Annotated in this window: 19 protein-coding genes, 1 pseudogene and 1 riboswitch; of the genes and pseudogenes, 14 read left to right on the forward strand and 6 right to left on the reverse strand. The window is 66.1% G+C overall.

Features of this window, described 5'->3' with window-relative positions; all coding sequences use genetic code 11:
* The first annotated feature begins 53 nt into the window (after positions 1-53).
* The 3 genes from ACK8CO_RS04445 to ACK8CO_RS04455 all read left to right on the forward strand — a co-directional run bounded on the left by ACK8CO_RS04445 (position 54) and on the right by ACK8CO_RS04455 (position 1539).
* The gene (locus ACK8CO_RS04445) at positions 54-332 is read left to right on the forward strand and encodes an acylphosphatase (protein WP_414898289.1); all 279 of its coding nucleotides are present in this window, start codon (positions 54-56) and stop codon (positions 330-332) included.
* 117 nt (positions 333-449) lie between these two features.
* Positions 450-1103, forward strand: coding sequence for a PAQR family membrane homeostasis protein TrhA (gene trhA / locus ACK8CO_RS04450; protein ID WP_414898290.1), 654 nt, complete (start codon positions 450-452; stop codon positions 1101-1103).
* A gap of 130 nt (positions 1104-1233) precedes the next feature.
* The gene (locus ACK8CO_RS04455; protein WP_080615603.1) at positions 1234-1539 is read left to right on the forward strand and encodes a hypothetical protein; all 306 of its coding nucleotides are present in this window, start codon (positions 1234-1236) and stop codon (positions 1537-1539) included.
* 547 nt (positions 1540-2086) lie between these two features.
* Here ACK8CO_RS04455 and aspS read toward each other — a convergent pair.
* The 4 genes from aspS to ACK8CO_RS04475 all read right to left on the reverse strand — a co-directional run bounded on the left by aspS (position 2087) and on the right by ACK8CO_RS04475 (position 7331).
* Positions 2087-3985, reverse strand: coding sequence for an aspartate--tRNA ligase (gene aspS, locus ACK8CO_RS04460; protein WP_414898291.1), 1899 nt, complete (start codon positions 3983-3985; stop codon positions 2087-2089).
* Positions 3986-4290: 305 nt separating this feature from the next.
* Positions 4291-4887 (reverse strand): bacteriochlorophyll 4-vinyl reductase, encoded by a 597-nt coding sequence (bchJ, locus tag ACK8CO_RS04465; RefSeq protein ID WP_080615601.1) that lies wholly within the window; start codon positions 4885-4887, stop codon positions 4291-4293.
* Between the two features lies 1 nt (position 4888).
* Positions 4889-6526, reverse strand: a complete 1638-nt coding sequence (bchE, locus tag ACK8CO_RS04470; RefSeq protein ID WP_080615600.1) for a magnesium-protoporphyrin IX monomethyl ester anaerobic oxidative cyclase — start codon at positions 6524-6526, stop codon at positions 4889-4891.
* 127 nt (positions 6527-6653) lie between these two features.
* A complete protein-coding gene (locus ACK8CO_RS04475) occupies positions 6654-7331 on the reverse strand; it encodes a CPBP family intramembrane glutamic endopeptidase (protein ID WP_414898292.1) in 678 nt (225 codons plus the stop codon).
* Between the two features lie 283 nt (positions 7332-7614).
* On the opposite strand from ACK8CO_RS04475, the gene carB reads away from it, so the two are divergent.
* Positions 7615-10908: a carbamoyl-phosphate synthase large subunit gene (gene carB / locus ACK8CO_RS04480; RefSeq protein WP_414898293.1), complete on the forward strand. Its 3294-nt coding sequence runs from the start codon at positions 7615-7617 to the stop codon at positions 10906-10908.
* A 63-nt stretch (positions 10909-10971) separates the two neighbouring features.
* Here carB and dgt read toward each other — a convergent pair whose 3' ends face one another.
* Positions 10972-12297 carry a dGTP triphosphohydrolase gene (dgt, locus tag ACK8CO_RS04485; protein WP_414898294.1) on the reverse strand — a complete coding sequence of 442 codons (1326 nt, stop codon included), beginning with the start codon at positions 12295-12297 and terminating at the stop codon, positions 10972-10974.
* 238 nt (positions 12298-12535) lie between these two features.
* A riboswitch (cobalamin riboswitch) is annotated at positions 12536-12730 on the forward strand.
* Positions 12731-12821: 91 nt separating this feature from the next.
* Between dgt and ACK8CO_RS04490 the strand changes: the two are divergent.
* From ACK8CO_RS04490 to ACK8CO_RS04535, 10 genes and pseudogenes are all read left to right on the forward strand, one after another.
* Positions 12822-15032: pseudogene (locus tag ACK8CO_RS04490) on the forward strand (ribonucleoside triphosphate reductase).
* A complete protein-coding gene (locus tag ACK8CO_RS04495; protein ID WP_414898295.1) occupies positions 15025-15678 on the forward strand; it encodes an anaerobic ribonucleoside-triphosphate reductase activating protein in 654 nt (217 codons plus the stop codon). Before ACK8CO_RS04490 ends, ACK8CO_RS04495 begins: the two are co-directional and overlap by 8 nt.
* 147 nt (positions 15679-15825) lie before the next feature.
* Entirely contained in the window at positions 15826-18126 is a 2301-nt protein-coding gene (locus tag ACK8CO_RS04500) for a methyl-accepting chemotaxis protein (RefSeq protein WP_414898296.1), read from the forward strand.
* Between the two features lie 955 nt (positions 18127-19081).
* Positions 19082-19747 carry a GntR family transcriptional regulator gene (locus ACK8CO_RS04505; RefSeq protein ID WP_080615593.1) on the forward strand — a complete coding sequence of 222 codons (666 nt, stop codon included), beginning with the start codon at positions 19082-19084 and terminating at the stop codon, positions 19745-19747.
* Positions 19748-19924: 177 nt separating this feature from the next.
* Positions 19925-20677 carry an aspartate/glutamate racemase family protein gene (locus ACK8CO_RS04510; protein ID WP_414898297.1) on the forward strand — a complete coding sequence of 251 codons (753 nt, stop codon included), beginning with the start codon at positions 19925-19927 and terminating at the stop codon, positions 20675-20677.
* A gap of 73 nt (positions 20678-20750) precedes the next feature.
* Positions 20751-21740: a TRAP transporter substrate-binding protein gene (locus ACK8CO_RS04515; RefSeq protein ID WP_414898298.1), complete on the forward strand. Its 990-nt coding sequence runs from the start codon at positions 20751-20753 to the stop codon at positions 21738-21740.
* A 53-nt stretch (positions 21741-21793) separates the two neighbouring features.
* Positions 21794-22288 (forward strand): TRAP transporter small permease, encoded by a 495-nt coding sequence (locus ACK8CO_RS04520; protein ID WP_414898299.1) that lies wholly within the window; start codon positions 21794-21796, stop codon positions 22286-22288.
* On the forward strand, positions 22285-23565 hold the full coding sequence (locus tag ACK8CO_RS04525; RefSeq protein WP_080615589.1) for a TRAP transporter large permease: 1281 nt from the start codon (positions 22285-22287) through the stop codon (positions 23563-23565). Before ACK8CO_RS04520 ends, ACK8CO_RS04525 begins: the two co-directional genes overlap by 4 nt.
* Before the next feature lie 2 nt (positions 23566-23567).
* Positions 23568-24929 (forward strand): amidohydrolase family protein, encoded by a 1362-nt coding sequence (locus ACK8CO_RS04530; RefSeq protein ID WP_414898300.1) that lies wholly within the window; start codon positions 23568-23570, stop codon positions 24927-24929.
* A gap of 440 nt (positions 24930-25369) precedes the next feature.
* On the forward strand, positions 25370-25576 hold the full coding sequence (locus ACK8CO_RS04535) for a TOBE domain-containing protein (protein ID WP_042459925.1): 207 nt from the start codon (positions 25370-25372) through the stop codon (positions 25574-25576).
* Positions 25577-25688: 112 nt separating this feature from the next.
* Here the strand turns inward: ACK8CO_RS04535 and ACK8CO_RS04540 are convergent, their stop codons facing one another.
* A complete protein-coding gene (locus tag ACK8CO_RS04540) occupies positions 25689-26159 on the reverse strand; it encodes an SAM-dependent methyltransferase (RefSeq protein ID WP_414898301.1) in 471 nt (156 codons plus the stop codon).
* Between the last annotated feature and the right edge of the window lie 119 nt (positions 26160-26278).

Below are 26278 nucleotides of genomic sequence, written 5' to 3' on the forward strand. Positions count from 1 at the left end.
CGAAACCTGCGCCTTCGCTCCTAGATGGACTCAAGGGGACAACTGAAATGCCGATGACCGACCAGATCGCTGTCCGGGTCCGTATCGCGGGCCGGGTGCAGGGCGTGGGCTTCCGCGCCTGGACCTTGTCGCGGGCGACCGAGCTGGACCTGTCGGGCTGGGTGCGGAACGAAGCGGACGGAACGGTTCTGGCACTGCTTGCGGGGCCGGAAGACCGGGTGGCGCGGATGCTCGATGCGCTGCAAGAGGGGCCAGCTTCGGCGCGGGTCGCGGCCGTCGAGACCATGCCGGGCGAGCGGCCCGAGGGATCCGGTTTCCGCATCTCGCGCTGACCGGCGCTGCGTGCCGGACAGCAAATCAGGGCGGGCGGCACGGTTTTGATGCGTCTTTAACTCAGATTCGCTTAAATTTGCGATGAACCTGCAGGAGGACAAGTTTTGGAGGCCGCCATGCAACGGATGCCGGAACATCCTCGCGACTACACCCGGGCCGAACGCCGGTCTGACGCCATCGTGCATGTGACCGGGCTGACCGCCGCTGCGCTCGGCGTACCCGCCCTCGTCATTCTGGCCGTGGTGATCCGGGGCGATCTGTCCGCCATTGTCGCCATCGCGATCTACGGCGTCGCGCTCTGTGCCATGCTGGGCTTCTCGGCGCTATATCACATGGTCCGGCATCCCGGCTGGACGCCGATCTTCCGGCGGCTCGACCATTCGGCCATCTACTGGAAGATCGCGGGCACCTACACGCCCTTCACGCTGCTGTCGGGCCATGGCGTAACGCTGCTGGCCGGGCTCTGGGCCGCAGCCATGGCGGGCACGGGCCTGCGCGTCTTCGCGCCCTACCGGTTCCGGGCCGTCAATCTGACGCTCTACCCGGCCATGGGCTGGGCCGGCGCCGTCGCGGGCTGGAGCATATTCGCGGCACTGTCGGCCCCGGTTCTGGGCCTCGTGATCGCGGGCGGCAGCCTCTACACCCTGGGCATGATCTTCTACCTCTGGGAAAAGCTGCCCTATCACAACACGATCTGGCATGTCTTCGTCCTGATCGCCAGCATGCTGTTCTTCGCCGCCATCACCACCCATGTCGTCCAGACCGCCTGAACAGGGCCGGACGCTTATCACGTCTGCGTCGGCCCGGTTGCGGCGATGCAATTCCCTGCGCTAATCTCCCGCAAACAGATGCGGCCGGAATCGGAAGAGCAGTCCGCCACCCGGCCCGGGAGAACGACAGATGACAGTGAAGCTTTTCGCAACCGCGGCCGTTCTGGCCGGCCTTTCTGCAATGACAGCCAATGCAGGCCAGATCGAACGGGCCTGCCTCGCCTCGGACCGCCCCGGCGTGACCCGTGGGCTTTGTGGCTGCATCCAGCAGGCCGCCGACATCACCCTGACCCGCGGCGACCAGAGCCGCGCGGCCGGTTTCTTCCGCGACCCGCATCAGGCCCAGGTGGTGCGCCAGTCCGACCGTCAGCGCGACGCCGAATTCTGGCGCCGTTACAAGCTTTTCGGCGAGACCGCTGCAGCCTATTGCAGCTAGGCCGCGCCCCATGACGGGGCAGCTGCCGCCATTATTAATGCGTCTTGCCCGATAACGGAAACGGGCCAGGCTGGCTTAGGCGCTTGTTTCGATCCGGCCGCCTCTGTCCGTTGCGCGCGCCGATACGGGATGACAGGCCAGCCATAAACCGCCCAAAGGCCGGTTCATGGCCGTGACCAGTGCCCTTTGCGATCCCGGGCCACCGAGAAGCCCACGGAGAAGCCCAGGACACACTCCCCCTGGCTGAAGCCCCGGCCCCTATCTCGCCGCATTCGTCCGTTATCGATTTTTTAACCACTGCCCTGCCAGAATAAGGACAGGATGACCGCCTGTCCCGGGACCTCGGTCGACAGGACCATCACCGGGACGGGGCCATGTCCTTCTCCGTGGCCATCGCCCTGAGCGACACCGTGGCCGTCATCTGAACCCTCTGGCCGCTCCGCTCCCCCTCGGAGCGGCCAGTTCCCAAGTCTCGACACATCACTCACGACAAAGAAAAGGCCCTGGCAGGATCCGCCAGGGCCTTTTCGATCAGCCCCGAAGGGCCTCACTCCTGCGGGATCACACGCAGAGAGAGTTCGCGAAGCTGGTCATTGCTGGGCTCGTTGGGCGCGCCCATCATCAGGTCCTCGGCACGCTGGTTCATCGGGAACATGATGACCTCGCGGATGTTCTGCTGGTCGGCCAGCAGCATCACGATCCGGTCGATCCCGGCCGCGCAGCCGCCGTGGGGCGGCGGGCCGAAGCGGAAGGCGTTGACAAGGCTCGGGAAACGCTTGCGCACCTCGTCCTCGGCATAGCCCGCCAGCGAGAAGGCCTTGAACATGATGTCCAGACGGTGGTTCCGGACCGCGCCAGAGACCAGCTCGTAGCCGTTGCAGGCCAGGTCGTACTGGAAGCCCTTGACGGTCAGCGGGTCGCCGTCGAGCGCCTCCATGCCTCCCTGCGGCATCGAGAAGGGGTTGTGTTCGAAATCGACGGCGCCGGTCTCGTCATCCTTCTCGTACATCGGGAAATCGACGATCCAGCAGAAGGCGAAGCGGTCCTTCTCGGTCAGGCCCAGCTCGTCGCCTATGACGGTGCGCGCCTTGCCCGCGACGGTCTGGAAGGACGAGGCCTTGCCGCCGAGGAAGAAGGCCGCGTCGCCCACGCCGAGCCCCAGCTGCTGGCGGATCGCCTCGGTGCGTTCGGGGCCGATATTCTTGGCCAGGGGGCCCGCGGCTTCGAGTGCCGGTCGCTTTTCCCATTGCTCTGCATTTTCAATGGGGGCGGCAGTATCAACCCACTCCTCGCCTGCGAGCAGCCCGGCATAGACCTCCAGCGGAGTCTTCTGAGGCGCTGACTTTTTGACCATCAAAGTACCTTCGCGCCAGAAGATGTAGCCCATCCCGGGCAAGCCTTCCTTCTGGGCAAAGGCGTTCATCCGGTCGCAGAACTTGCGGCTGCCGCCCTTGGGCGCGGGGATCGCGCGGATCTCGGTGCCGTCCTGCTCCAGCAGTTTCGCGAAGATCGCGAAGCCCGAGCCGCGGAAATGCTCGGAGACATCCTGCATCCTGATCGGGTTCCGGAGGTCCGGCTTGTCGGTGCCGTACCATTTCATCGCATCGGCATAGGCGATCTGCGGCCAGTCGGCATCGACCTTACGGCCGCCGCCGAATTCCTCGAAGATGCCCGCGATCACCGGCTGGACGGTGTCGAAGACGTCCTGCTGCTGGACGAAGCTCATCTCCATGTCGAGCTGGTAGAAGTCGGTGGGCGAACGGTCGGCGCGCGGGTCCTCGTCGCGGAAACAGGGCGCGATCTGGAAATAGCGGTCGAAGCCCGAGACCATGATCAGCTGCTTGAAGATCTGCGGCGCCTGCGGCAGCGCGTAGAACTTGCCCGGGTGCAGCCGCGACGGCACCAGGAAGTCGCGCGCGCCTTCGGGGCTGGAGGCGGTGATGATCGGGGTCTGGTATTCGCGGAAGCCCTTGTCCCACATCCGCCGCCGGATCGAGGCCACGACATCCGAGCGCAGGGTCATGTTGGCCTGCATCGCCTCGCGGCGCAGGTCGAGATAGCGATAGCGCAGCCGGGTTTCCTCGGGGTATTCCTGATCGCCGAAGACCATCAGCGGCAGTTCCTCGGCCTGGCCGAGCACTTCGAGCTCGCGGACGAAGACCTCGATCTCGCCGGTGGGAAGCTTCGGGTTCACCAGATCCTCGGAGCGCGCCTTCACCACGCCATCGATGCGGATGCACCATTCCGAGCGCACCTTCTCGACAGCGGCGAAGGCCGGGCTGTCGGGATCGGCCAGCACCTGGGTGATGCCGTAATGGTCGCGCAGGTCGATGAACAGGATGCCACCATGATCGCGGACGCGATGGACCCAGCCCGACAGTCGCACGGTCTCGCCCACATGGGACTTGTTCAGGTCGGCGCAGGTATGGCTGCGATAGGCGTGCATCAGACGATCCTCGGGGCTCGTGTCTTCGGTTCGGGCCGATACACCCCCGATGGCCCGCGAAGTCAAGGGGAGCGTCGAGAGCGTCGGCCATCGCCTGCAGCTTTGCCCCCTAAGGCCGCTCGAAACCTCAAGGCGGGGCGCGACACCTCGTCCCCCGCGCTGACGGAGGAAGGCGCCGCCGTACCCTCCGGCGTGCCGCCCTGCCCCATGAAGCCATCGCAGCCCGCCCACGCGGCCGCGAAATACCCAAGGCCCGGCCGGGGGCCGGGCCGGATTGGATCGGGGAAACCGGACCGGGGCGGCGCTCAGCCGCGGGTGATCTCGAAACGGCAGACCGCGCCGCCGCTGGCCGAGCAGCTCTGCTCGCGGGTGCGCAGGCGGCGGTCGACAAGGGTCTGGAACAGCCGGTCGAACACCGCCTCATGCCAGACGCAGATCGGATGGGGAGCGCTCTCGCCGCGGATCAGGGGATTGTCGGTCAGTTCGAACACCAGCGGGCGGGTCGAGACCACGCGGAAGGCGCCCGACCCGGCGAAGGTCCAGCTGTGCTTGGCGATGGCCCTGGCGAGAATCGGCGCCGCCAGCGCGGGCGGCAGCAGCTTCAGCACCCGCTGCGCCAGCGCCGGGATGCGATGGGCAAGAATGTAATCCCCGGTCCGCGCGCCGGCCTCCCGCAGGAGGTCGGGCGCGCGGCCGGGCAGGCGTCGGCGCAACGCGCGATGCATGGCGGCGGCCGGTCCCTCGTCCATCAGGCCGGTATCGGACGGAGGCGTCGACAGGCCCGCCGCATCAAGCATCTCGTCGCGAAGCGCCGCTCCGCCCGCCGCCTCCAGCACAGGGAGGAGCTGGAGAACGGCATTCGGTCCGATCCGGCCCGCGCGGCCGGACAGGTCGTCCTTCATGTCAGACTTCTTCCATCTGCTGATCGCCGCCACCGCAGGCCTTCACCTGCGAAGGATCGTCGGCGGGCATCTTGAAGCTGGTATCCTTGGACTTGCGCCGGGCCGCGGCCTGGGCCGCGCGGTCGGCATTCGATTCCCAGTCCTCGATCTGCGCGGCGGCAGGTTTGCGAGACATGTCGAAATCGAAATGCACCTTGTCCTTCGATTGCGGACCCCAGTAGTTGTTCTTGCCGAGGTCATAGAAGGACCGGCCCACGCCCGCCTTGAGGAAGGCCTTGAGGCAGCCCAGCAGGTAGCGCCGGCGGAAGCCGTTGCCGCGCCAGGGATAGTGGAACAGCGCCTTGCGCATGTAGAACCGGCGATAGTTGTGCATCACCCGGTCCAGAAGCTGGGCCCGGTCCATCGCCTCGGGCTTCATGATCGGGTTCACGAAGTTGTAGCGGCTGTAATCGAAGACCTCGACCTTGTTATGCAGCTCCTGGAAGAGCGGCGTGAAGGGCCAAGGCGTGTACATCGCCCAGTTGGCGAGATCGGGCTGCCAGTCCCAGCAGAGCTGGAAGGTCTCTTCCAGCGTTTCCTCGGTCTCGTTGTCCATGCCGACGATAAACTGCGCCTCGGTCAGGATGTCGGCCTCGCGCAGAAGCTGGATCGCGCGCTTGTTGTCCTCGACCCGGGTTTCCTTGTTGAACTGGTCGAGCTTGAGCTGCGCTGCCGCCTCGGTCCCGAGCGAGATATGGACGAGCCCCGCCTTGCGATAGAAGGGCAGAAGCTCCTCGTCGCGCAGGATGTCGGTCACCCGGGTGTTGATGCCCCATTTGACCTTGTCGGGCAGGCCGCGGTCGATCAGCTCCTGGCAGAAGGCGATGAACTTCTTGCGGTTGATGGTCGGTTCCTCGTCGGCGAGGATGAAGAAGCCCACCTTGTGGTTCTCGACCAGGTCCTCGATCTCGTCGACCACCTTCTTGGGGTCGCGGATCCGGTAATCGCGCCAGAACTTCCATTGCGAGCAGAACGAACAGGTGAACGGGCAGCCCCGCGCCATGTTCGGGATCGCGACCCGGCAGTTCAGCGGGATGTAGATGTACTTCTCCCATTCGAGGATGGTCCAGTCGGGCTTGATCGAATCGACATCCTTGATGGTCGGCGCGGCGGCGGTCGCCACGATCTCGTCACCGTCGAGGAAGGCGAGCCCCTTGATGTCGCGGCGGCTTTCCGGCCATTTGCCGTCGCGGATCGCGTTCATCAGGTTGACTACGATCTCTTCGCCCTCGCCCCGCACGATGACGTCGATCCAGGGCGCCTCGGACAGGACCTGCTTGAACATGAAGGTCGCGTGGATGCCGCCGAGGACACGGACCGCGTTCGGCACCTCTTCCTTGGCGATCTCCATCAGCCGCTCGGCCGCGTAGATCGAGGGCGTGATCGAGGTGGTCGCGATGACGTCGGGCTGCAGCGCCTTCAGTTGCTTGCGGACCTCGTCCTCGGAAATGTCGTTGGTCATCGCGTCGATGAACGTGATGTCGTCATATCCCGCCGTCCGCAGCGACCCGGTGAGATAGGCCACCCAGGCCGGCGGCCAGTTGCCTGCGATCTCGGCGCCGCCGGACTTGTAGTTGGGATGAATAAAGACAATGCGCATGGATCGACTCCCCGTGTTTCGCGGGGAACATGACACATCCCCTGTCAATCTAAATTGACACAAGTCAAATCGCCGCCTCCGGGTTCCGCGGCCCGGAACACGCCCCGGGACCGGCCAGGGAACCGCCTTAGAACGGGCGCACCACATTGCCCGAGTGAAACAGGACCCCGAGCCCACCGGTGAACAGGATCCAGCCGGCGACCGCATGCAGGATCACCGCCAGCGGAAAATTCCGGCGCGCCTCGCAGGCCCAGGCGAAGACCAGCCCGCCGAGAAAGCTCAGCCCGCAGACGACCGCGTTCCAGTACATCAGATGGGCAAGCGAGAAGAGCCCTGCATTCAGCACCATCGCCATGCGCAGTCCCGGCAGGATCGGCCCGTAGCGTCGGAAGAACAGGACCCGGAACACGATTTCCTGCGGCAGCGCCGAGAGCGGCGGGTAGAACAGCAGAATCGAGGCCAGCAAGAGCGGATTGCCGCGCACCAGCGCCAGCGCGTCCTGCGGCACCACCAGAACCGTCAGCGTGCCGACGATCGCCGTGGTCACGACCGCGAAGCCCAGCACCAGCCACGGGTCGATCCCGCGCAGCCCGCGGATCAGGTCGGACCAGCAAAATCCTTCGGTCTGCCACAGCAGCCCCAGCCCGACCGCGGTCAGGCTCAGAAGCACCGGAAACAGCGCCTGCGGCGGCATGAACAGCGCCATGGCCAGCGGGGTCCCGACATAGAACAGCAGGAATTCACCCCAAAGCCTGCCGCGTCGGAGCACGCGGCGTTCCAGTGCGAGATCGAGCGTCCAGGCCATGTCTTCACTCCTCGTCTCAGGGCCTTTCCCGGGGCGGCGCGGTTTCGCCTGCGGGACCGGCGGACCCCGCAAAGGCGTCCGGCCCTCCAGCCTGGCAGTAAAGCCGGGCCGGGCCGGGGCAACGTTCCGGCATCATGCAGGCAGATCGTTCACAAATGCGGTACGGCCTGCACCGGTTCCACCGGTCCCGCAGGCGCACGCGCCGATTTTCCCTCGCCCACCCTTGCACCCCAAGGCCGCTTGGCTATAACGCCGAGCAATTTGCCAAAACTGAGAGCGGGACATGCCGAAGAGAACCGATATCAAGTCCATCATGATCATCGGCGCGGGTCCCATCATCATCGGGCAGGCCTGCGAGTTCGACTATTCCGGCGCCCAGGCCTGCAAGGCCCTGCGCGAGGAAGGTTACCGGGTCATCCTAGTCAACTCGAACCCGGCCACGATCATGACCGATCCCGAGCTGGCCGACGCCACCTATATCGAGCCGATCACCCCCGAGGTCGTCGCCAAGATCATCGAGAAGGAACGCCCCGACGCACTTCTGCCGACGATGGGCGGACAGACCGGGCTGAACACCTCGCTGAAGCTCGCCGACATGGGCGTGCTGCACAAATACGGGGTCGAGCTGATCGGCGCCAACCGCGCCGCCATCGAGATGGCCGAGGACCGCAAGCTGTTCCGCGAGGCGATGGACCGGATCGGGCTGGAAAACCCCAAGGCCACCATCGCCAACAACATGGAAGAATGCATGGCCGCGCTCGAGCATGTGGGCCTGCCGGCGATCATCCGGCCCGCCTTCACGCTGGGCGGCACCGGCGGGGGCGTGGCCTATAACCGCCAGGAATTCGAATATTACTGCAAGAGCGGGCTCGACGCCTCGCCGGTCAGCCAGATCCTGATCGACGAAAGCCTGCTGGGCTGGAAGGAATTCGAGATGGAGGTGGTCCGCGACAAGGCGGACAATGCCATCATCGTCTGTGCCATCGAGAATATCGATCCGATGGGCGTGCATACGGGCGACTCGATCACCGTCGCACCGGCGCTGACCCTGACCGACAAGGAATACCAGATCATGCGCAACGGCTCGATTGCCGTGCTGCGCGAGATCGGGGTCGAGACCGGCGGCTCGAACGTGCAATGGGCGATCAACCCCGAGGACGGCCGCATGGTCGTGATCGAGATGAACCCGCGGGTGTCGCGCTCCTCGGCGCTGGCCTCGAAAGCCACCGGCTTTCCGATCGCCAAGATCGCGGCCAAGCTGGCGGTGGGCTACACGCTTGACGAGCTCGACAACGACATCACCAAGGTCACGCCGGCGAGCTTCGAGCCGACCATCGACTATGTCGTGACCAAGATCCCGCGCTTTGCCTTCGAGAAATTCCCGGGCTCGAAGCCCGAGCTGACCACGGCGATGAAATCGGTCGGCGAGGCCATGGCCATCGGCCGCACCATCCACGAATCGCTGCAGAAGGCGCTGGCCTCGCTGGAAACCGGCCTGACCGGCTTCGACGAGATCGCCATTCCCGGCGCGCCCGACCCGGCCCAGATCGTCGCCGCGCTGACCCGGCAGACCCCGGACCGGCTGCGGGTCGTGGCCCAGGCGATGCGCCACGGGCTCAGCGACGACGAGATCCATGCCGCCACCAGCTACGACCCCTGGTTCCTGGCCCGCATCCGCGAGATCGTCGAGGCCGAGGCACGGATCCGCAAGGACGGCCTGCCGCTGACCGAAGAGGGGCTGCGCCAGCTCAAGATGATGGGCTTCTCGGACGCGCGTCTGGCCAGGCTCACCGGCCGCGACGAGGATCAGGTGCGCCGGGCGCGCGACAATCTGGGGGTCCATGCCGTCTTCAAGCGGATCGACACCTGCGCTGCCGAATTCGAGGCGCAGACGCCTTACATGTACTCGACCTACGAGACCCCGGCGATGGGCGAGACCGAATGCGAGGCCCGTCCCTCGGCCCGCAAGAAGGTGGTCATCCTCGGCGGCGGCCCGAACCGGATCGGTCAGGGGATCGAGTTCGACTACTGCTGCTGCCATGCCTGCTTTGCGCTGACCGAAGCCGGGTATGAGACCATCATGATCAACTGCAACCCGGAAACGGTCTCGACCGATTACGACACCTCGGACCGGCTCTATTTCGAGCCGCTGACCTTCGAGCATGTGATGGAGATCCTCCGGGTCGAGAAGATGGCCGGCACGCTGCATGGCGTGATCGTGCAGTTCGGCGGCCAGACGCCGCTGAAACTGGCCAATGACCTCGAGGCCGCGGGCATTCCGATCCTGGGAACCACGCCCGATGCCATCGACCTTGCCGAAGACCGCGAGCGCTTCCAGGAACTGGTCAACAGGCTCGGCCTCAAGCAACCCCGGAACGCCATCGCGGCCTCGGCCGCGGCCGCGATGAAAGCCGCCGAGGAGATCGGCTATCCGCTGGTGATCCGGCCCTCCTACGTGCTGGGCGGCCGCGCCATGGAGATCGTCCGCGACACGCCCCAGCTCGAACGCTACATCAACGAGGCGGTGGTGGTTTCGGGCAAGTCGCCGGTCCTGCTCGACAGCTATCTCTCGGGCGCGACCGAGGTCGATGTCGACGCGCTTTGCGACGGCGAGAAGGTCCATGTCGCGGGCATCATGGAGCATATCGAGGAGGCGGGCGTCCATTCGGGCGACAGCGCCTGCTGCCTGCCGCCGCACAGCCTGCCCAAGGAGATCGTGGCCGAACTGAAACGCCAGGCCGAGGCGCTGGCCCTGGCCCTCGGCGTGGTAGGGCTGATGAATGTGCAATTCGCGGTCAAGGATGGCGAGGTCTATCTGATCGAGGTCAACCCGCGCGCCTCGCGCACCGTGCCCTTCGTCGCCAAGGCCACCGACAGCGCCATCGCCTCGATCGCGGCGCGGCTGATGGCGGGCGAGAAGCTGTCGGCCTTCCCGATGCGCGCCCCCTACCCCGCCGAAACCAGCCCCGACACGCCGCTGCCGTTGGCCGACCAGATGTCGCTGGCCGACCCGATCATGCCCTGGTTCTCGGTCAAGGAGGCGGTGATGCCCTTTGCCCGCTTCCCCGGCGTCGACACGCTGCTGGGGCCGGAAATGCGCTCGACCGGCGAGGTCATGGGCTGGGACCGCTCCTTCCCGCGGGCCTTCCTCAAGGCCCAGCTCGGGGCGGGCACCGATCTGCCGCGCGAGGGTCAGGTCTTCCTGTCGATCAAGGACGCCGACAAGACGCCCGCGCTGGTCGAGACCGCCAGGGTCCTGGTCGATCTGGGCTTCCGCATCCTCGCGACGCGCGGAACGGCGGGCTTCCTGGCCGAGAACGGGATCGAGGCCACGCTGGTCAAGAAGGCCTATGAGGGCGGACGCACCATTGTCGACGTGATGAAGGACGGGCTGGTCCAGCTGGTGATGAACACCACCGAGGGCAACCGCGCGGTCGAGGACAGCCGCTCGATCCGGAATGTCGCGCTGATGGACCGCATCCCCTATTTCACCACCGCGGCGGGCTGCCATGCCGCCGCCCTGGCGATGAAATCGCGCGAGGAAGGCGAAATCGGGGTGCGCAGCCTGCAGGGCTGATCCGCAACCGCCTGACGATCCGGCGCCCGGGCAGTCCCTGCCCGGGCGCCTTGTCTTACGGGCTCAGAGCCCCAGCGGCCGCGCCATCTTCACCGCGTAGCGGTCGGTCATGCCCGAGACGAAATCGGTCAGGGCATGAAGCCCCGAATAGGGGTCGCGGACATCGCGCAGATCCATTCCGGCCGAGGCGACCAGCTTGCGCAGATAGGGTTTGTCCTCCTCCATCGCCGCGACATTCCAGCCATGGCGGGCCAGCTCCTCGATCACCGCAAGGAAGCGGTCGAGCAGCGCAAAGATCAGATCGCGCCCCGCCACTTCCAGCTCCATCTTGCGCGACGAGGGGAAGATCCGCTCATTCGCGACATCGGAAATCGCCGCAAAGGCCTCCTTCAGCGCGAAGACATCGGTCAGCTCGGCCGAGAACCGGCCCGCGAGAATGTCGTCATGGTGGTCCAGAAAGGCCGCGACACTGGCGCGGATGGCGCCATGGACGGCCCGGGCGCGCAGATGGCCCACATGCTCGGCGTGCGTCCCGCCGGGGACGGGCGCGACTTCCTTGCCGATCAGCGCCTCCAGCAGCGGCCGCACCTCGCCATGGGACAGGACGCCGGTGGTAAAGGCATCCTCGAGATCGAGGATGTTGTAGCAGATATTGTCCGCCGCCTCGACGAGGAAGGCCAGCGGGTGCCGTTGCCAGCCGGCATCCCGGGGAATCAACCCGGTGCTTTCGGCCATCCCGGCCAGATGCGCGGCCTCTGCCTCGAAGGCCCCGTATTTCTTCAGGCCGATGGTGGGCGCGTCCCGGCCCAGCGCACCGTCCTTTGCGAGGCAGGGATATTTGGTGAAGGCGCCCAGAACGGCATGGGTCAGCCGCATGCCGCCCTCGAGCCGGTACATCTCCAGCCGGGTCAGGATCCGGAAGCCCTGGGCATTGCCCTCGAAATGCTCGAACTCCCGGCGCTGGCCCGGGCTCAGATCGGCCTCGAAGGGGCGCCGGGTCGCGAACCACTCCGAGATTGCATCCTCGCCGGCATGGCCGAAGGGCGGATTGCCGATATCATGGGCAGCACAGGCCGCCTGCAGGATATAGGACAGCTCGTGGCCCGCCCCTTCGGACAGGATGCCCCGCGCGGCCAGCGCCTGCCCGACCTCGAACCCCAGCGAGCGGCCCACGCTGCTGGTCTCGAGGCTGTGGATCATCCGGTGATGCAGGTGGTCGTTCTCGTAAAGCGGATGCACCTGGGTCTTGTTGGCAAGCCGCCGGAATGGCTGCGAGAAGATCACCCGGTCGAGATCGACCAGGAAGGCGGGCCGCTCGGGCGCATCCACGATCTCCGACTGTCCGTGCCGGCTTCTGGTCAGAAGCCGTTGCCATTCCATGTATTCCATCGCTTTCCCCTTCGGCCGGTCGGCGCCAGCATAGCGGCTTCGGCTTGCGGCGACAGCGCCGATCGCCTACCCCCTTCCCCGGGGCTGGCCCGTGATGGCGCCCGGGCGCTGGCAGGAAGACGTCTCCGCCTCCCGCCTTGCCGCAGGCATAGGCGCGCGGCGGCAGGGCCCGATGGCGGCACCCGAGGGTGCGCGAAGGTCGCACCCACTACATATTGACAAAATATCCCCATCGGCATCAATATCATGTTGCTTTGGTTCCCGCGGTTCATCCCGTGGGCGAAGAGGGAAGCCGGTGAGAATCCGGCACTGCCCCCGCAACTGTCAGCGGCAAGCTGCGGCCCCGTGATCCACTGGCGCAAGACGCCGGGAAGGAGGGCCAGGGCGTCCGAGCCGCGAAGTCAGGAGACCTGCCAGAGCGGACCGAACGACCGCGAGCGGTGGGCTCGGGTGCGTGCGTCGGACCGGCGGGTCCGCGTGCCTCCCTGCCTGCCGCCCCTGACCAGAACCGAAAGCGAACCGCCATGACCGCCCCCTCGCCCCGTTCCGTCGCCAACCGCGACGGCCAGATCGTTCCCTTCGACCCCGGCCGGATCGCCCGCGCCATCGCCCGCGCGGGCGAGGCCACCGGCGAATTCGGCGCCGAGGAGGCCGCGCATCTCACCGCCCAGGTGGTGCGGGTGCTGAGCTTCCGACACGCGGACGGCGCGCCCGATGTCGAGGAGATCCAGGATGCCGTCGAACAGGCGCTGATCGGCGCCAACCGGATCGCGACGGTGCGCGCCTATGCGGTCTATCGCGCCCAGCATGCGCGGCTGCGCGAGGACCGCCGGGTGCTGGTCGATGTCGAAAGCTCGATCAACGAATATCTCGACCGCTCGGACTGGCGAGTGAATGCCAACGCGAATCAGGGCTATTCGTTGGGCGGGATGATCCTGAACACCTCGGGCAAGGTGACGGCGAATTACTGGCTGAGCCATATCTACCCGCCCGAGGTCGGCCAGGCCCATCGCCAGGGCGACATCCATATCCACGATCTCGACATGTTCGCGGGCTATTGCGCGGGCTGGTCTCTGAGGACGCTGCTGCGCGAGGGGCTGAACGGCGTGCCCGGCACCATCGAATCCGCCGCGCCGATGCATCTGACAAGCGCCCTGGGCCAGATCGTGAACTTCCTCGGCACGTTGCAGAACGAATGGGCCGGCGCCCAGGCCTTCAGCTCGTTCGATACCTATCTGGCGCCCTATGTCCGGCGCGACGGGCTCGATTTCGCCGCCGTCCGGCAGGCGATGCAGGAATTCATCTACAATCTGAACGTGCCCTCGCGCTGGGGCACGCAGACGCCCTTCACCAACCTGACCTTCGACTGGACCTGCCCGGAAGACCTGCGCGATCAGGTGCCGGTGATCGGCGGGCGCGAGGCGGAGTTCACCTATGGCGAGCTGCAGTCCGAGATGGACATGATCAACCGCGCCTATATGGAGGTGATGACCGCGGGCGATGCCAGGGGCCGGGTCTTCACCTTCCCGATCCCGACCTACAACATCACCCCCGATTTCCCCTGGGACAGCGAGAATGCCGGTTATCTGTTCGAGATGACGGCGAAATACGGGCTGCCCTATTTCCAGAACTTCGTGAATTCGGAGCTCGAGCCGCATATGGTGCGCTCGATGTGCTGCCGCCTGCAGCTTGACCTGACCGAGCTTCTGAAACGCGGCAACGGTCTGTTCGGCTCGGCCGAGCAGACCGGCAGCCTTGGCGTCGTCACCATCAACTGCGCCCGGCTCGGCCATCTGCACAAGGGCGACGAGGCGGGGCTTCTGGCCGCGCTCGACCGGCTGGCGGGGATCGCCCGCACCAGCCTGGAGCTCAAGCGCAAGGTGATCGAGCATCATATCGAGGCCGGGCTTTTCCCCTATACCAAGCGCTACCTCGGCACGCTCCGGAACCACTTCTCGACGCTGGGCGTGAACGGCGTGAACGAGATGATCCGGAACTTCACCGACGACCGCGAGGACATTGCGACCGAGGCGGGCCAGGCGCTTGCCCTCAGGCTGATGGATCACCTGCGCGCCCGGATGGTCGAGTTCCAGGAAGAGACCGGGCACATGTACAATCTAGAGGCCACGCCCGCCGAGGGCACGACCTACCGCTTTGCCCGCGAGGACCGGAAGCGCTTCCCGGGCATCCTGCAGGCGGGCACCGACGATCAGCCCTATTACACCAACTCGACCCAGCTTCCGGTCGGATATACCGCCGACCCGTTCGAGGCGCTCGAACATCAGGAGCCGTTGCAGGCGCGCTATACCGGCGGCACGGTCCTGCATCTTTACATGGGCGAGCGGATCTCGTCGGCCGAGGCCTGCAAGAAGCTCGTGCGCCGGGCGCTGTCGTCCTTCCGCCTGCCCTATATCACCGTGACGCCCACCTTCTCGATCTGCCCGAAACACGGGTATCTCGCGGGCGAGCACGAATTCTGCCCGAAATGCGACGCCGAGCTGATCGCGGCGAAGCGCGCGAAAGCCAGCTGAAGGAGCGATCCGATGACCATGATCGACAAGGACATGACGACCCGGGATGCCGAAATCGTCCTGACGGACGAAGAGCGCACCCGCTGCGAGGTCTGGACCCGGGTGATGGGCTATCACCGCCCGATGTCCTCCTTCAACACCGGCAAGAAGGGCGAGGCCGCCGAACGGGTCTATTTCGACGAGGCGAAGGCGCGGCTTGGCTGAGCTTGCGATCTCCGGGCTGGTCCGGCATTCGAGCGTCGACTGGCCCGGCGAACTGGTGGCGACGGTCTTCTGCCAAGGCTGTCCCTGGGCCTGCCGTTATTGCCACAACACCGAGCTGCTGGCGGCGGGGCCGGGCCGGATCGGCTGGGACGCGGTCCTGGCCTTTCTCGACCGCCGGCAGGGGCTGCTTGACGGGGTGGTGATCTCGGGCGGGGAACCCTTGTTGCAGAAGGGCCTGCCCGAGGTGCTTGCCGAGCTTCGGGCGATGGGCTTTCGCACCGGGCTCCATAGTGGCGGCGCCTATCCCGCGCGCTTCGCCCGGGCGCTGCCGCTGCTCGACTGGGTGGGGTTCGACGTGAAGGCCCCCTTCGATGCCTATGACCGGATCACCGGCGCCCCCGGCAGCGGCGCGAAAGCGCGTGAAAGCTTGGGCCTGCTGCGCGACAGCGGCGTTACCGCCGATCTGCGCTGTACGGTTCATCCCGCCCTGCTGAGCCCTGCCGATCTGGCCCGGATGGACGACGACCTCGCGGCACTCGGCCTGCCGCCCGCGCGCCGACAGTCGTTTCGCGCCGAAGGCTGCACCGATCCCGCACTCTGCCGGACACCGGAAAGCCCATCGCCGGCCACGCTGCCGCCTAGATAAAATCCGACGGTCTTTCCTGCTTGCGGAGCCGGTCTTTCGGAACCGGGGTAAGGGAATCTTTGCGGCTTTGTCGCCAAATGCCCCTATCCGCTGCATCACAGCTTCCAGCACAGACAGGCCAAGGGGACGATGAAACGAATTCTGCAAATGCCAATCGGGCCGCGTCTCACCATGATGATCGCCGCCATCATGGTCGTGTCCATGTCAAGCATGGGTGGCTTTCTCTACAACCGCGCCTATGAGTCGAGCTATAGCAACGCCGTCGCCGATCTCGAGGGAATGGCCCGCGACCAGGCCACCCGCGTCAGCGAGTGGTTCGCCGACCAGCGACAGGCGCTTGCGGCACAGGCCGCGAACCCCTTCATCGCCCGGGCGCTGAGCGAGTTTCGAACGGCCCTCGATGCGGCCCCGGATGGCGTTGCCCCGGTTCTCTCGGCCTATGGCAGCAACAATCCCTATCCGTCTGGCGAACACCAGAAGCTGGCCGATGCCGGAGACGGGTCGGATTACAGCCGCATCCATGCCGGTATCCATCCCGGTTTCGAGCGGATGCTCGAGTCTTTCGGCTTTTACGATGTCTTTCTCATCGCCCCCAATGGACAGGTGATCTACTCGGTCGTCAAGGAAGCCGATTTCGGCGAGGATCTCGCGACCGGTCGCTATTCGGGAACGGCTCTCGGCCAGGTCTTCGAGCGCGCCTCCAAGGCCCCGGCCGGCACATCCTTCGTCTCCGACATCCAGGAATATGCGCCCAGCGCCAACGCCCCGGCTGCCTTCATGGCCGCGCCGGTCTTTGCCGAGGATGGCACCCGGCTCGGCGTTCTCGCGATTCAGGTTCCGATCGGCAAGCTCTCGGCCATGGTCACGATGGCCTCCGCCCTCGGCCGCTTAGGCGACATGTATATCGTCGGTGGCGATGGCCGTGCCCGTACCTATTCGCGGTATGAGAACCGTTTCAATGTGCTGAGCCCTCTGCCCGAACGTCCCTTCATCACCGCGCTCAAGACCGGCCAGAGCGGACTTTTTTCGCCGGTCGAGGGCATCACCGGCACCGACAGCATCGTGTTCACCACGCCGGTCGGGGTCGATTTCGCCAACTGGACCCTGGTTGTCGAACTCGACCGCTCCGAATTCCTGGCCGCGCTGATCGCGTTCCGAAACAGCGTGATCGTCTTCCTGCTGATCGGGCTTGCCGCCGGCCTCGCCGTCAGCGTGCTGGCCGCCCGTACGATCACCACTCCGCTGAAAAGCTTCATCGCCTCGATGAATGAGGTCTCAAGCGGCAATTACGCCAAGAAGATCGACGTCGCCGACCGCCTGGACGAGATCGGGGCGATGGGACGGGATCTCTCCGCCTTCCGGGATCGGCTGGCCGAAGCCGACCGCCAGTCGCAGGAACAGGAACAGCGCCGGGCAGAGCAGAAAAAGGTCGTCGACAGGCTGGGCGGCGCGATCCGCGCCCTGGCCGACGGAGATCTGACCGAAACCGTGCAGGAGAAATTCCCCGACGAATACGAGGCGCTCCGCCACGACTTCAACAGTTCGATGGCGACGATGGGCGACCTTATCGGAGCGGTTCAGATCAACGCCCATGCGGTTCAGAAACTTGCCGAGGAAATCAGCGACTCGTCCGAAAATCTCGCCCGGCGCACCGAAGGCCAGGCTGCAACGCTGGAGGAAACCGCTGCGGCGATGGACGAATTGACCACCAGTGTCCGCTCAACCGCCGAGGGCGCAACCGAGGTCTCGCGCTACGTCGGCGAGGCGCAGAACCGGGCCCAGCAAAGCGGCCAGGTCGTCGACGAGGCGACCGGGGCGATGTCGGAGATCCAGCGTTCATCCGAAGGCATCACACAGATCATCGGCGTGATCGACGACATCGCCTTCCAGACCAACCTGCTGGCGCTCAATGCCGGCGTCGAGGCCGCGCGCGCGGGCGAGGCAGGCCGCGGCTTTGCAGTCGTCGCTTCCGAGGTCCGTGCCCTCGCCCAGCGTTCCTCCGAAGCTGCCAAGGAAATCAAGACGCTGATCGACACGAGTTCGACCCAGGTCGAAACAGGCGTCTCGCTCGTCAACCGCACGGGTGCCGCCTTGCAGGACATCGCCTCACGGGTGAGCAGGATTTCCGAACATGTCGAGGGCATTGCCACGGGGGCGCAGGAACAGTCCGTCGGGCTCGGCGAAATCAACGTCGGCGTCACCCAGCTCGACAAGGTCACCCAGCAGAATGCCGCAATGGTCGAAGAGGCAACAGCCGCCTGCGTCACCCTCAAACAAGAGGCCGACAAGCTCCTGGCCCTAGTGGCCCGGTTCCGGCTCGATGACAAGGCGATGGCGGCAATGACGGCGCCGTCTCGACGTCCCTCTGCTCCCGACGCCCTGGAACGGGCCTTGAACGAGAAGCCTGCGCCGCAGAGACCGATGTCTGCAGGCTGGACCGAGTTCTGAAACAGCTCGCGTACTGCGCGCCATAAGCGCGTTGACCGCGGCGGCAGACAACGATGAGTATTGTCATGCCGCCGCCCCAGCATCCTGAGAAGGGCTACGCTGTTTGTTGTTTCGGAAAGCCGGCGCAGATCGGACAATCATCCGGCGCCCGACGCGTCATCCTGCGTCGCTTGACGGGCAACCGACTGCACAGGTCAGGACCAATGCATCGCCAACCGGTATCCGACACGCCAAAGCAGAGTGTAGTGGGTCGCCGAAAGCCGTCCGCCCGCTAGGCCTGCGACTAACGCGTACGAGGACTGATAGTGTCGCGGCCAAGCGGCATAACGCGCCAGCGTCGCCTTCCAGGCGAAGCTGGCCCTTGAGGCGCTCGGGGACGATGCGATCATCGTCAAGCGGGAAGGGAACCGGGCAGGCATCAGGCGGATGCTCGATACCTGGAGCCGTAAGTCTCCAGATCACCCGGCATCTACCTAGGCCGGGGCCATTGCCGGGGAGCCAAGCGGGTCTCCAGCGTGATGGGGCTGTGGGCTATCCACCGCCCCGCCAGAATCAACGGGCCCCAACCGGATTTCGGTAACAACCCGTGTTTTCAGCGGAACATGGTGCTCGACTGCCCGAACCAGCAGTGGTTCGCCGACATCACGTTCATTTCGATGCGGCGGGGACTTCCACGCGCCAATGTCCTGAAAGCAATGGCGCACAAGACGCTCCTCGCCGCGATCATTGACGCCCCGCCATCCGGACCTGCCGGTTTCGTCCGGACGGCAGGCGACCTCGCAAGGAGACCGGCTCCATCGTCAAGCCGACGCAGGCGGACCGGCGCAACTGGGACAGTGCGGCACCGATACGGCGCCTGCAACAAGGTCGCGGGTGCCGAAGGCGAATTGTCTCCGCCTCGTGGGGCGGCAATAATGGCCCAGGCGCAGTATTCCCTTGCAAGGCCCACCCTGACATGTCCGACACCTCGCTCGACATCCAAGCCTCTGCCGAACGGGTAGCCGACTGCCTGCGCGACCGGATCGTCAAGGGAGAATGTCCTCCCGGATCCCGGCTGGTCGAACGCAGACTCTCGGCCGAACTGAATGTTTCGCGCACCCCGATCCGCGAGGCGCTGAAGCTGCTGCGCGCCGACGGGCTGGTCGAAATCTCGCTGCACCGCGGAGCGCAGGTGGTGGCCTATACCGCCGAAGAGGCCGAGAACCTGTTCGACCTGATCGCAGCCATCGAAAGCCTTGCCGCCGAGCGGCTGGCCGGGCGCATCAGGCCCGAGGTTCTGGCCCGGCTCGAGACATTGCACGAGCGCATGCTGAAGCAATATGCCGCGCGCGAGGCCTCGGCCTATTTCGACACCAATACCGAGATCCATGACAGCATCGTGCGCGAGGCGGGCAACCCGGTCCTGATCGACAGCCACCGGCGGATCGCGGTGCGGGCTCGGCGCGGTCGTTTCATGGCGATCTTCGATGCCGAACGCTGGCGCCAGTCGGTCGAAGAGCATGAGGGCGTCATGGCCGCCTTCCGCGCCCGCGACACGGCCGCCGCAGCGCGGATTTGGCGACTGCATCTGCGCCATAGCGGCGAATCGGTCGCCGAGACATTGCGACGTCAGGGCGGCTAAGCCCCGGGCCGCAGCCTCGAGCGCGCTCGAATCCCAGGCAAAAGCTGGCGCATATCGCCCATATTTCGGGCGGGCATACAAATGGCATGCCATTTCAGAGAAATGGAATGCCATTTTGCGCCGCTCGCCCCGCCATCTCCTATCGTTGGAGAGGATGACGGACAGCTTGGCAGGACGATGCGACTATTACTGGTGAACCCGAACATGACCGAGGCGATGACCGACCGCATGGCCGACATTGCCCGGCGTATTGCCCCGGCGGAGACAGAGATCCTGGCGCTGACCGCGCAAAGCGGATTCCCCTATATCGCCTCGCGCGCCGAGGCCCAGATCGGCGGCGCGCTGGCCTGCGAGATGATCGCCGACCACGCCGCCGGGGCCGATGCCGCGATCATCGCGGCTTTCGGCGATCCCGGCCTGGCAGGCGCCCGCGAGCTTTTCGATCTTCCCGTGGTCGGCATGGCCGAGGCGGCGCTGGTCTCGGCTGCGATGCTGGGCGAGCGGATCTCGATCGTCACCTTCTCGCCGGTGATGCGGCGCTGGTATCTGGATTCGGTCCGCGACGCGGGCCTGACCGCCCGGTTCGCGGGCGTACGCACCCCCGACGGCCACGCATCCGATCTGGGCAATGTGCAGCAGAACCTGCGCGCAGAGTTGATCCGCCTGTGCAACCGCGCCGTCCGCGAGGACGGGGCCGATGTCGTCGTGCTGGGCGGCGCCCCGCTGGCCGGGCTTGCGCCCGAGATCCGCGGCGAGGTCGAAGCCCCGGTCGTCGACCCGATCAGCGCGGCCACATTGCAGGCGCTGGCCCTGGCGGTGCTGGCGCCTCAGACGGGCTTTGCCGGGCGCGCGTCGAAACCGCTGGCCAAGACCGCAACCGGCCTGTCGCCCGCGCTGGCACGCCAGTTCGCCCACGAAGCCTCAGGCTGAGCGGCACGACAGGCATTGCGACCCGGGACAGCCCCATAATCACAATCGGATCAACAGGGAAAGGATCTGCCATATGAAACCCCTCCTTCAGCGGGCCTTCGGGCTCTGCCTCGGCCTGTCGCTTCTGGCCGGTGCGGCCTCGGCCCAGACCGTGCTGCGCGTTGCCGGCAACTTCCCCGAAGAACACAGCGCCACCGGCGCCATGAACGTGTTCAAGGAAGAGGTCGAGCGCCTGTCGGGCGGCGATCTCGTGGTGCAGAACTTCCCCGCCATGCAGCTGGGCGGCGCGCAGGAAAACGTCGACCAGGTGCGGTCGGGCGCGATCTTCGCGGTGTTCACCTCGATCGCCTATTTCACCCGCTCGGTCCCCGAACTCGAAGCCGTCAGCCTGCCCTTCCTGTTCGACAGCCGCGAGAAGGCCTTCGAGGTTATGGACGGCCCTGTCGGCCAGTTGATGGACGAGGCGTTGCAGGAACAGGGCTTCGTCAATCTCGGCTATGGCGAGCTCGGGTTCCGCCATGTCACCAACAGCGCCCGGCCGCTGAAGACACTGGAGGATTTCCAGGGCCTCAAGATCCGCCTGCAACCCAACGAGGTGCATCTGGAGACCTTCCGCGCGCTCGGCGCCAATCCGCAGTCGCTCGATATTTCCGAGCTTTACTCGGCGCTGCAGCAGAAGGTTCTGGATGGCGAGGAAAACCCCTATAACATCATCTATACCCGGCGCTTCTTCGAAGTGCAGAAATACCTGTCGGATACCGGCCACTTCTTCGACTTCATCAATGTCGTGGCCAACAGGAACGCCTTCGAGGCGCTGAGCCCCGAGAACCAGCAGGCCGTGCGGACCGCGATGCGCAGCGCCATCGAATGGCAGCGGGCAGAGGCGGCGCGGGTCGATCTGGAATTCCGCGACAAGCTGGTGGCCGAGGGAATGCAATTCGACGAGATCCCGTCAGAGGAACGCGCCCGGCTGCGCGCGGCGACCGCCGCCATCGCCGAAAGCCTGAAGGAGCGGGTCGATCCCGAGGTGATCGATCTCGTGCTTGAACAGGCCGCGCAGTGAACTGTCCGGGACACCCCGCGCCCGGGCCGGCATCCGCCGGCCCGCTGGCGCTTTTGCGCAAAGCGGTCGATCTGACCGACGCGCTGTCGCGCTGGATCATCGTGGCCGCGATGGCCGCCATGGCGCTTCTGATTTCGGCGCAGGTGTTCCAGCGCTATGTCCTGAGTTCGTCCATCGACGCCGCCGACGAGCTGTCGCGCCTGTTCTTCGTCTGGTCGATATTTCTGGCCATTCCGCATGGCATCCGCCGCGGCGTGCATGTCGGCATCGACATCGTTCTGCGTCTCATGCCGGGCCGGGCCCAGGATATGTTGCAGCGTGGCTCGGCACTGGCGGGGCTTGCGCTGATGGCGGTGGTCTTCGTCACCGCGCTCGGCGCGGCCGAAGACAAATGGGGCGAGCTGATGCCGACCCTGCCGGTGACCGCCGCACTTTACTACATCCCGGTCTGCATCTGCGCCCTGCATTCGGCTCTGCATCTGTTGTTGTTCGTCCTCGGCGGGCCCGCGATCTGGGGCGACGATGCCTGGAAGGAAACCACGTCATGAGCGCCCTTGCCGTCTCTGTCTTTGCCATTCTTGCCCTGATCGGGGCGCCCCTGGCCTTCGCCATCGGGCTGGGCGCGGTCGCGGCGCTTTACATGGGCGGGTTCGATCTGGTGGTGCTGCCGCAGCGGATGATGTTCGCGGTCAATTCCTTCCCGCTGATGGCGATCCCGCTTTTCATGCTGGCGGGCGAGCTGATGGTGAGGGCGGGCATCGTCGACCGGCTGGTCAGCTTTGCCAATTCGCTGGTCGGCCGGGTGCCGGGCGGCATCGCCCATGTGACGATCGTCGCAGGCATGGTCTTCGCCTCGGTCAGCGGTGCGGCCGTCGCCTCGGCCAGCGCGCTGGGTTCGACGCTGGTGCCCGCGCTCCGCAAGACCTACCCTGACGGCTATTCCAGCGCGGTGATCGCCTCGGCCGCCAATCTGGGCCCGGTCATCCCGCCCTCGAACGCAATGATCGTCTATGCGCTGATGGCGGGCTCCTCGGTCTCGGTCGGCGGCATGTTCATGGCCGGGATCGTGCCCGGCATCATCCTGGCGCTCGGGTTCATGGCGCTGGCCACGCTGATCGCCAAGCGCCGGGGCTATGCCCTCAGCGGCACTCCCTTCTCGCTGCGGAACGCCCTGATCGAGACCCGCCGCGCGGGCCTGATCCTCCTGATGCCGGTGATCGTCGTGGGCGGCATCGTCGGCGGCATCTTCACCGCGACCGAGGGCGCGGCCATCGCCGTGGTCTATGCGCTGGTGGTCGGCCTCTTCGTCACCCGCAGGCTGCGGGTCGCCGATCTGCCCGGCTGCCTGTTCCGGGCCGCGGTGATGGCCGCCATGGTCGGCGCGCTGATCGCCTTCGCCTCGGTCGTGACCTTCGTCTTCACGCTCGATCTGGTGCCGATGCGGCTCTCGTCCTGGATCCGCGACCTGACCTCGGACCCGATGACCTTCATCCTCTTGGTGATGGCGATGCTGCTTGTCGTCGGCATGCTGATCGAGTCGAATGCGGCCTATATCATGCTGGTGCCGCTCTTTGCACCGATGGCGATCAGCTACGGCATCGACCCGCTCTTCTTCGGCTTCCTGTTCATGTACAACCTCGTCGTGGGCATGATGACGCCGCCCGTGGGCGTGCTGCTCTTCGTCATGAGCGGGATCACCCGCGTGCCCATGGGCCAGCTCACCCGCGAGGTGGCGCCTTTCGTGGCGCTGCAATTCGGTGTGCTGGCGCTCTGCGTCGTCTTTCCGCCGCTCGTGCTCTGGCTGCCCTCGCTGTTCGGATTCTGAAAATGACACCACCCTCCCCCGACCTTCTCGTCGACGGCGCCACGATCCTCACCTCGGACCCGGCCCGGCCCTTCCTGAAAACCGGCTGGGTCGAGGTCACGGCCGGACGCATCACCGCCATCCGCGACACCCGCCCCGAGCGGATCGCCCCCTCGACCCGCATCATCCCCGGCGACGGCCGGGTGCTGACCCCCGGTTTCGTCAATGTCCATACCCATGCGATCCTCAGCATGGTGCGGGGCGTGGCCGAGGATATGGGCTTTGCCCCCGCCTATACGATGGGCGTGCCCCATGGCCATGACATACGCCCTGACGAGGCCCATGCGCTGGCCCGGCTCGGCGCGCTCGAGGCGCTTTCCTTCGGCTCGACCCTGATCAATGACAGCTTCACCCATCAGGAGATCGCGCTGCCCGCCATGGCCGGGACCGGCATCCGGGCCTTCGGCTGCGGGCGCATCCACGATGTCGACTTCACCCGCGTCCATCTGGGCGACTGGCGCTATGACGATGCCATCGGCGACTGGACGCTGGGGCTGGCGGCTGACCTGATCGCGGCCTTCCATGACCCCGGGGGCCTCAGGACCGGCGTCGTGCTGGCCCCCCATGCCCCCGATACCTGCTCGCGCGCGCTGCTGGACCGGGTGCGCGAGTTGCGCGACGCGCATGGTCTGAAGATCAACACCCATGTTTCGCAAAGCCGGGTCGAGGTCGATTTCATCCGCGAGCGCGACGGCATGACCCCGCCAGAGCTGCTGGACGAGGTCGGCCTTCTCGACGACAGCCTGATCGGCGCCCATTGCATCCATCTGACCGAAGACGACATCGCCCGGCTGGGCCGGGCGGGGGCGCATCTGGCGCATATCGCCAAGGGCAATCAGACCCATGGCTGCCTCGCGCCAACGGCAAAGCTGCGCCAGGCTGGCATGAACCTGGCCCTGGCCACCGACAACATGCATGCCGACATGGTCGAGGTGATGCGCTGGGCGCTGGCCACGGGCCGCCTGCAGGAGGGCGGCGTCGGCGAGACCTGGCAACCCGCCGCGATGTTCGAGGCCGCCACCATGGGCGGGGCCCGGGCGCTGGGGCTCGAGGCCGAGATCGGCTCGATCGAGACCGGCAAGCGCGCCGATCTGGTGCTGTTCGATTTCCGGCGCCCCCATCTGCGGCCGCTGACCAACGTTCTGGGGACCCTGGTCCATACCGGACAGGGCCGCGATGTGGAAACGGTGATCGTCGGCGGCGAGGTGGTGATCGCAGAGGGCGAGCCCCTGCGCGTCGACCGCATGGCAGTGCTCGACGCCGCCGAGACCGCCGCCGCCGCGCTCTGGGACCGCGCCCGGAACGAAGCCGCGCGCCCCCTCTGAACCGGCGCCTCTCGGGGCCTCTGCCAGGGCCGTTGGGCAGGGGCAACGTTGGGGCGCGCGATTGCCACGGCGGCAGGGCGGACGACGCTCGGCCCTGCCGCCGCAAGGCTCGGGCGCGCGCCCGGCTTCACGGTACAGGCCGACATGCCGCGAAGCAGGTCGGGCGAGACCGGCGAGGCGGACCCAGGAGCATCACCCCCGGATCGCAACCGAGAATGGTCCCGAGATCCTGTCCCGAAAAATGGAACCTTATACCCTGAAGACACCGGGCCGAGGTCACCCCCAGCGCCGTGCCGCCGTCAGATGCACTATGCCGGCATCCCCCGTTATGTAGTTTTTTCTCATATTGCAAAGCGACTTGGAGAGGATGATCCTGAGTCCCCGGCTTCCTGCTGGCCGGGCCGCCGCGAATGGCGCGATGTATCGGAAAGGACGTAAAGATGAAACTCAGTGCAAGAAACATCCTCGAAGGGACCGTGAGCGCGGTCGAAACCGGGACCGTCACCACCCATGTCAAGATCGATATCGGCGGCGCCACCGTCACCGCCTCGATCACCAACGAGGCCGCCACGGATCTGGACCTGAAGGTCGGCGACAAGGCCAGCGCCATCATCAAGTCCTCCGACGTTCTGGTCGGCAAGGACTGAGCCTGCAGGGCGGGGCGGACCGGTTACGACCGCCGCTGCCCCGCACCGCCCTCTCGCACAGCCGCCCTGCACCGGCGCCTCCGGCGGCGACCGATGCGGAAGCCGCGCGAAATCAGTGCTCGGGACAGGGCCGCCCGGCGTAATCGGGCTTGAGATCGATCAGCGGCGTTCCGTCGACGCAATCGAGCCCCCGCACCAGCAGCACGTCGCCCTCGCGCCCCAGAAACGTCACCACCGAAGAGGCCACCGGATTGGGCCGGTTGGGCGAACGCAGCGCGAATGTGCCCGTGGTCTCGCCGTCATTGCGCGGGCTCTGGCGGACAAGGTCGCGCCGCGCACCGTCCATCCAGTACAGCAGCAACAGCCGCTCCTTGCGCTCGATCCCCGCCAGCGCCTCGACCCAGCGCGGATCGATCTCGATCCGGCAGACCGGCCCGGCCAGGGCATCGCCCTGCCGCGGACAGTCACGCGGGCTCTGCCAGGGCGTCCGCAGCCGTCCGATGAACCAGAGCGCGGCGTCGTCTCGCTCCGGAAGCGCCGTGCAGACCTCGCCGCGCCTGATCTCGGCCATCACCTTTTCCATGCCGGGTCCTTTCATTCCGGGCCGCACGGATCGGCGACCGCAGCTCCTTCGTTATAGTGGACAACGACATAACGCGAGACAAGATCGCCCGACCGACCGCGCGGCTTTGCGCGGGAAGT

Origin of the sequence: Rhodovulum sp. HP10 (assembly GCF_047553435.1) — a bacterium.
Classification (GTDB): domain Bacteria; phylum Pseudomonadota; class Alphaproteobacteria; order Rhodobacterales; family Rhodobacteraceae; genus Rhodovulum.

Coding starts and splice junctions, on each gene's coding strand:
- ACK8CO_RS04530 (WP_414898300.1), top strand. CDS start 23,568: ATGACACCACCCTCCCCCGACCTTCTCGTCGACGGCGCCACGATCCTC.
- ACK8CO_RS04475 (WP_414898292.1), bottom strand. CDS start 7,331: ATGGCCTGGACGCTCGATCTCGCACTGGAACGCCGCGTGCTCCGACGC.
- bchJ (WP_080615601.1), bottom strand. CDS start 4,887: ATGAAGGACGACCTGTCCGGCCGCGCGGGCCGGATCGGACCGAATGCC.
- ACK8CO_RS04515 (WP_414898298.1), top strand. CDS start 20,751: ATGAAACCCCTCCTTCAGCGGGCCTTCGGGCTCTGCCTCGGCCTGTCG.
- ACK8CO_RS04445 (WP_414898289.1), top strand. CDS start 54: ATGACCGACCAGATCGCTGTCCGGGTCCGTATCGCGGGCCGGGTGCAG.
- ACK8CO_RS04500 (WP_414898296.1), top strand. CDS start 15,826: ATGCCAATCGGGCCGCGTCTCACCATGATGATCGCCGCCATCATGGTC.
- ACK8CO_RS04540 (WP_414898301.1), bottom strand. CDS start 26,159: ATGGAAAAGGTGATGGCCGAGATCAGGCGCGGCGAGGTCTGCACGGCG.
- ACK8CO_RS04525 (WP_080615589.1), top strand. CDS start 22,285: ATGAGCGCCCTTGCCGTCTCTGTCTTTGCCATTCTTGCCCTGATCGGG.
- carB (WP_414898293.1), top strand. CDS start 7,615: ATGCCGAAGAGAACCGATATCAAGTCCATCATGATCATCGGCGCGGGT.
- ACK8CO_RS04535 (WP_042459925.1), top strand. CDS start 25,370: ATGAAACTCAGTGCAAGAAACATCCTCGAAGGGACCGTGAGCGCGGTC.
- ACK8CO_RS04510 (WP_414898297.1), top strand. CDS start 19,925: ATGCGACTATTACTGGTGAACCCGAACATGACCGAGGCGATGACCGAC.
- trhA (WP_414898290.1), top strand. CDS start 450: ATGCAACGGATGCCGGAACATCCTCGCGACTACACCCGGGCCGAACGC.
- dgt (WP_414898294.1), bottom strand. CDS start 12,297: ATGGAATACATGGAATGGCAACGGCTTCTGACCAGAAGCCGGCACGGA.
- bchE (WP_080615600.1), bottom strand. CDS start 6,526: ATGCGCATTGTCTTTATTCATCCCAACTACAAGTCCGGCGGCGCCGAG.
- ACK8CO_RS04455 (WP_080615603.1), top strand. CDS start 1,234: ATGACAGTGAAGCTTTTCGCAACCGCGGCCGTTCTGGCCGGCCTTTCT.
- ACK8CO_RS04505 (WP_080615593.1), top strand. CDS start 19,082: ATGTCCGACACCTCGCTCGACATCCAAGCCTCTGCCGAACGGGTAGCC.
- aspS (WP_414898291.1), bottom strand. CDS start 3,985: ATGCACGCCTATCGCAGCCATACCTGCGCCGACCTGAACAAGTCCCAT.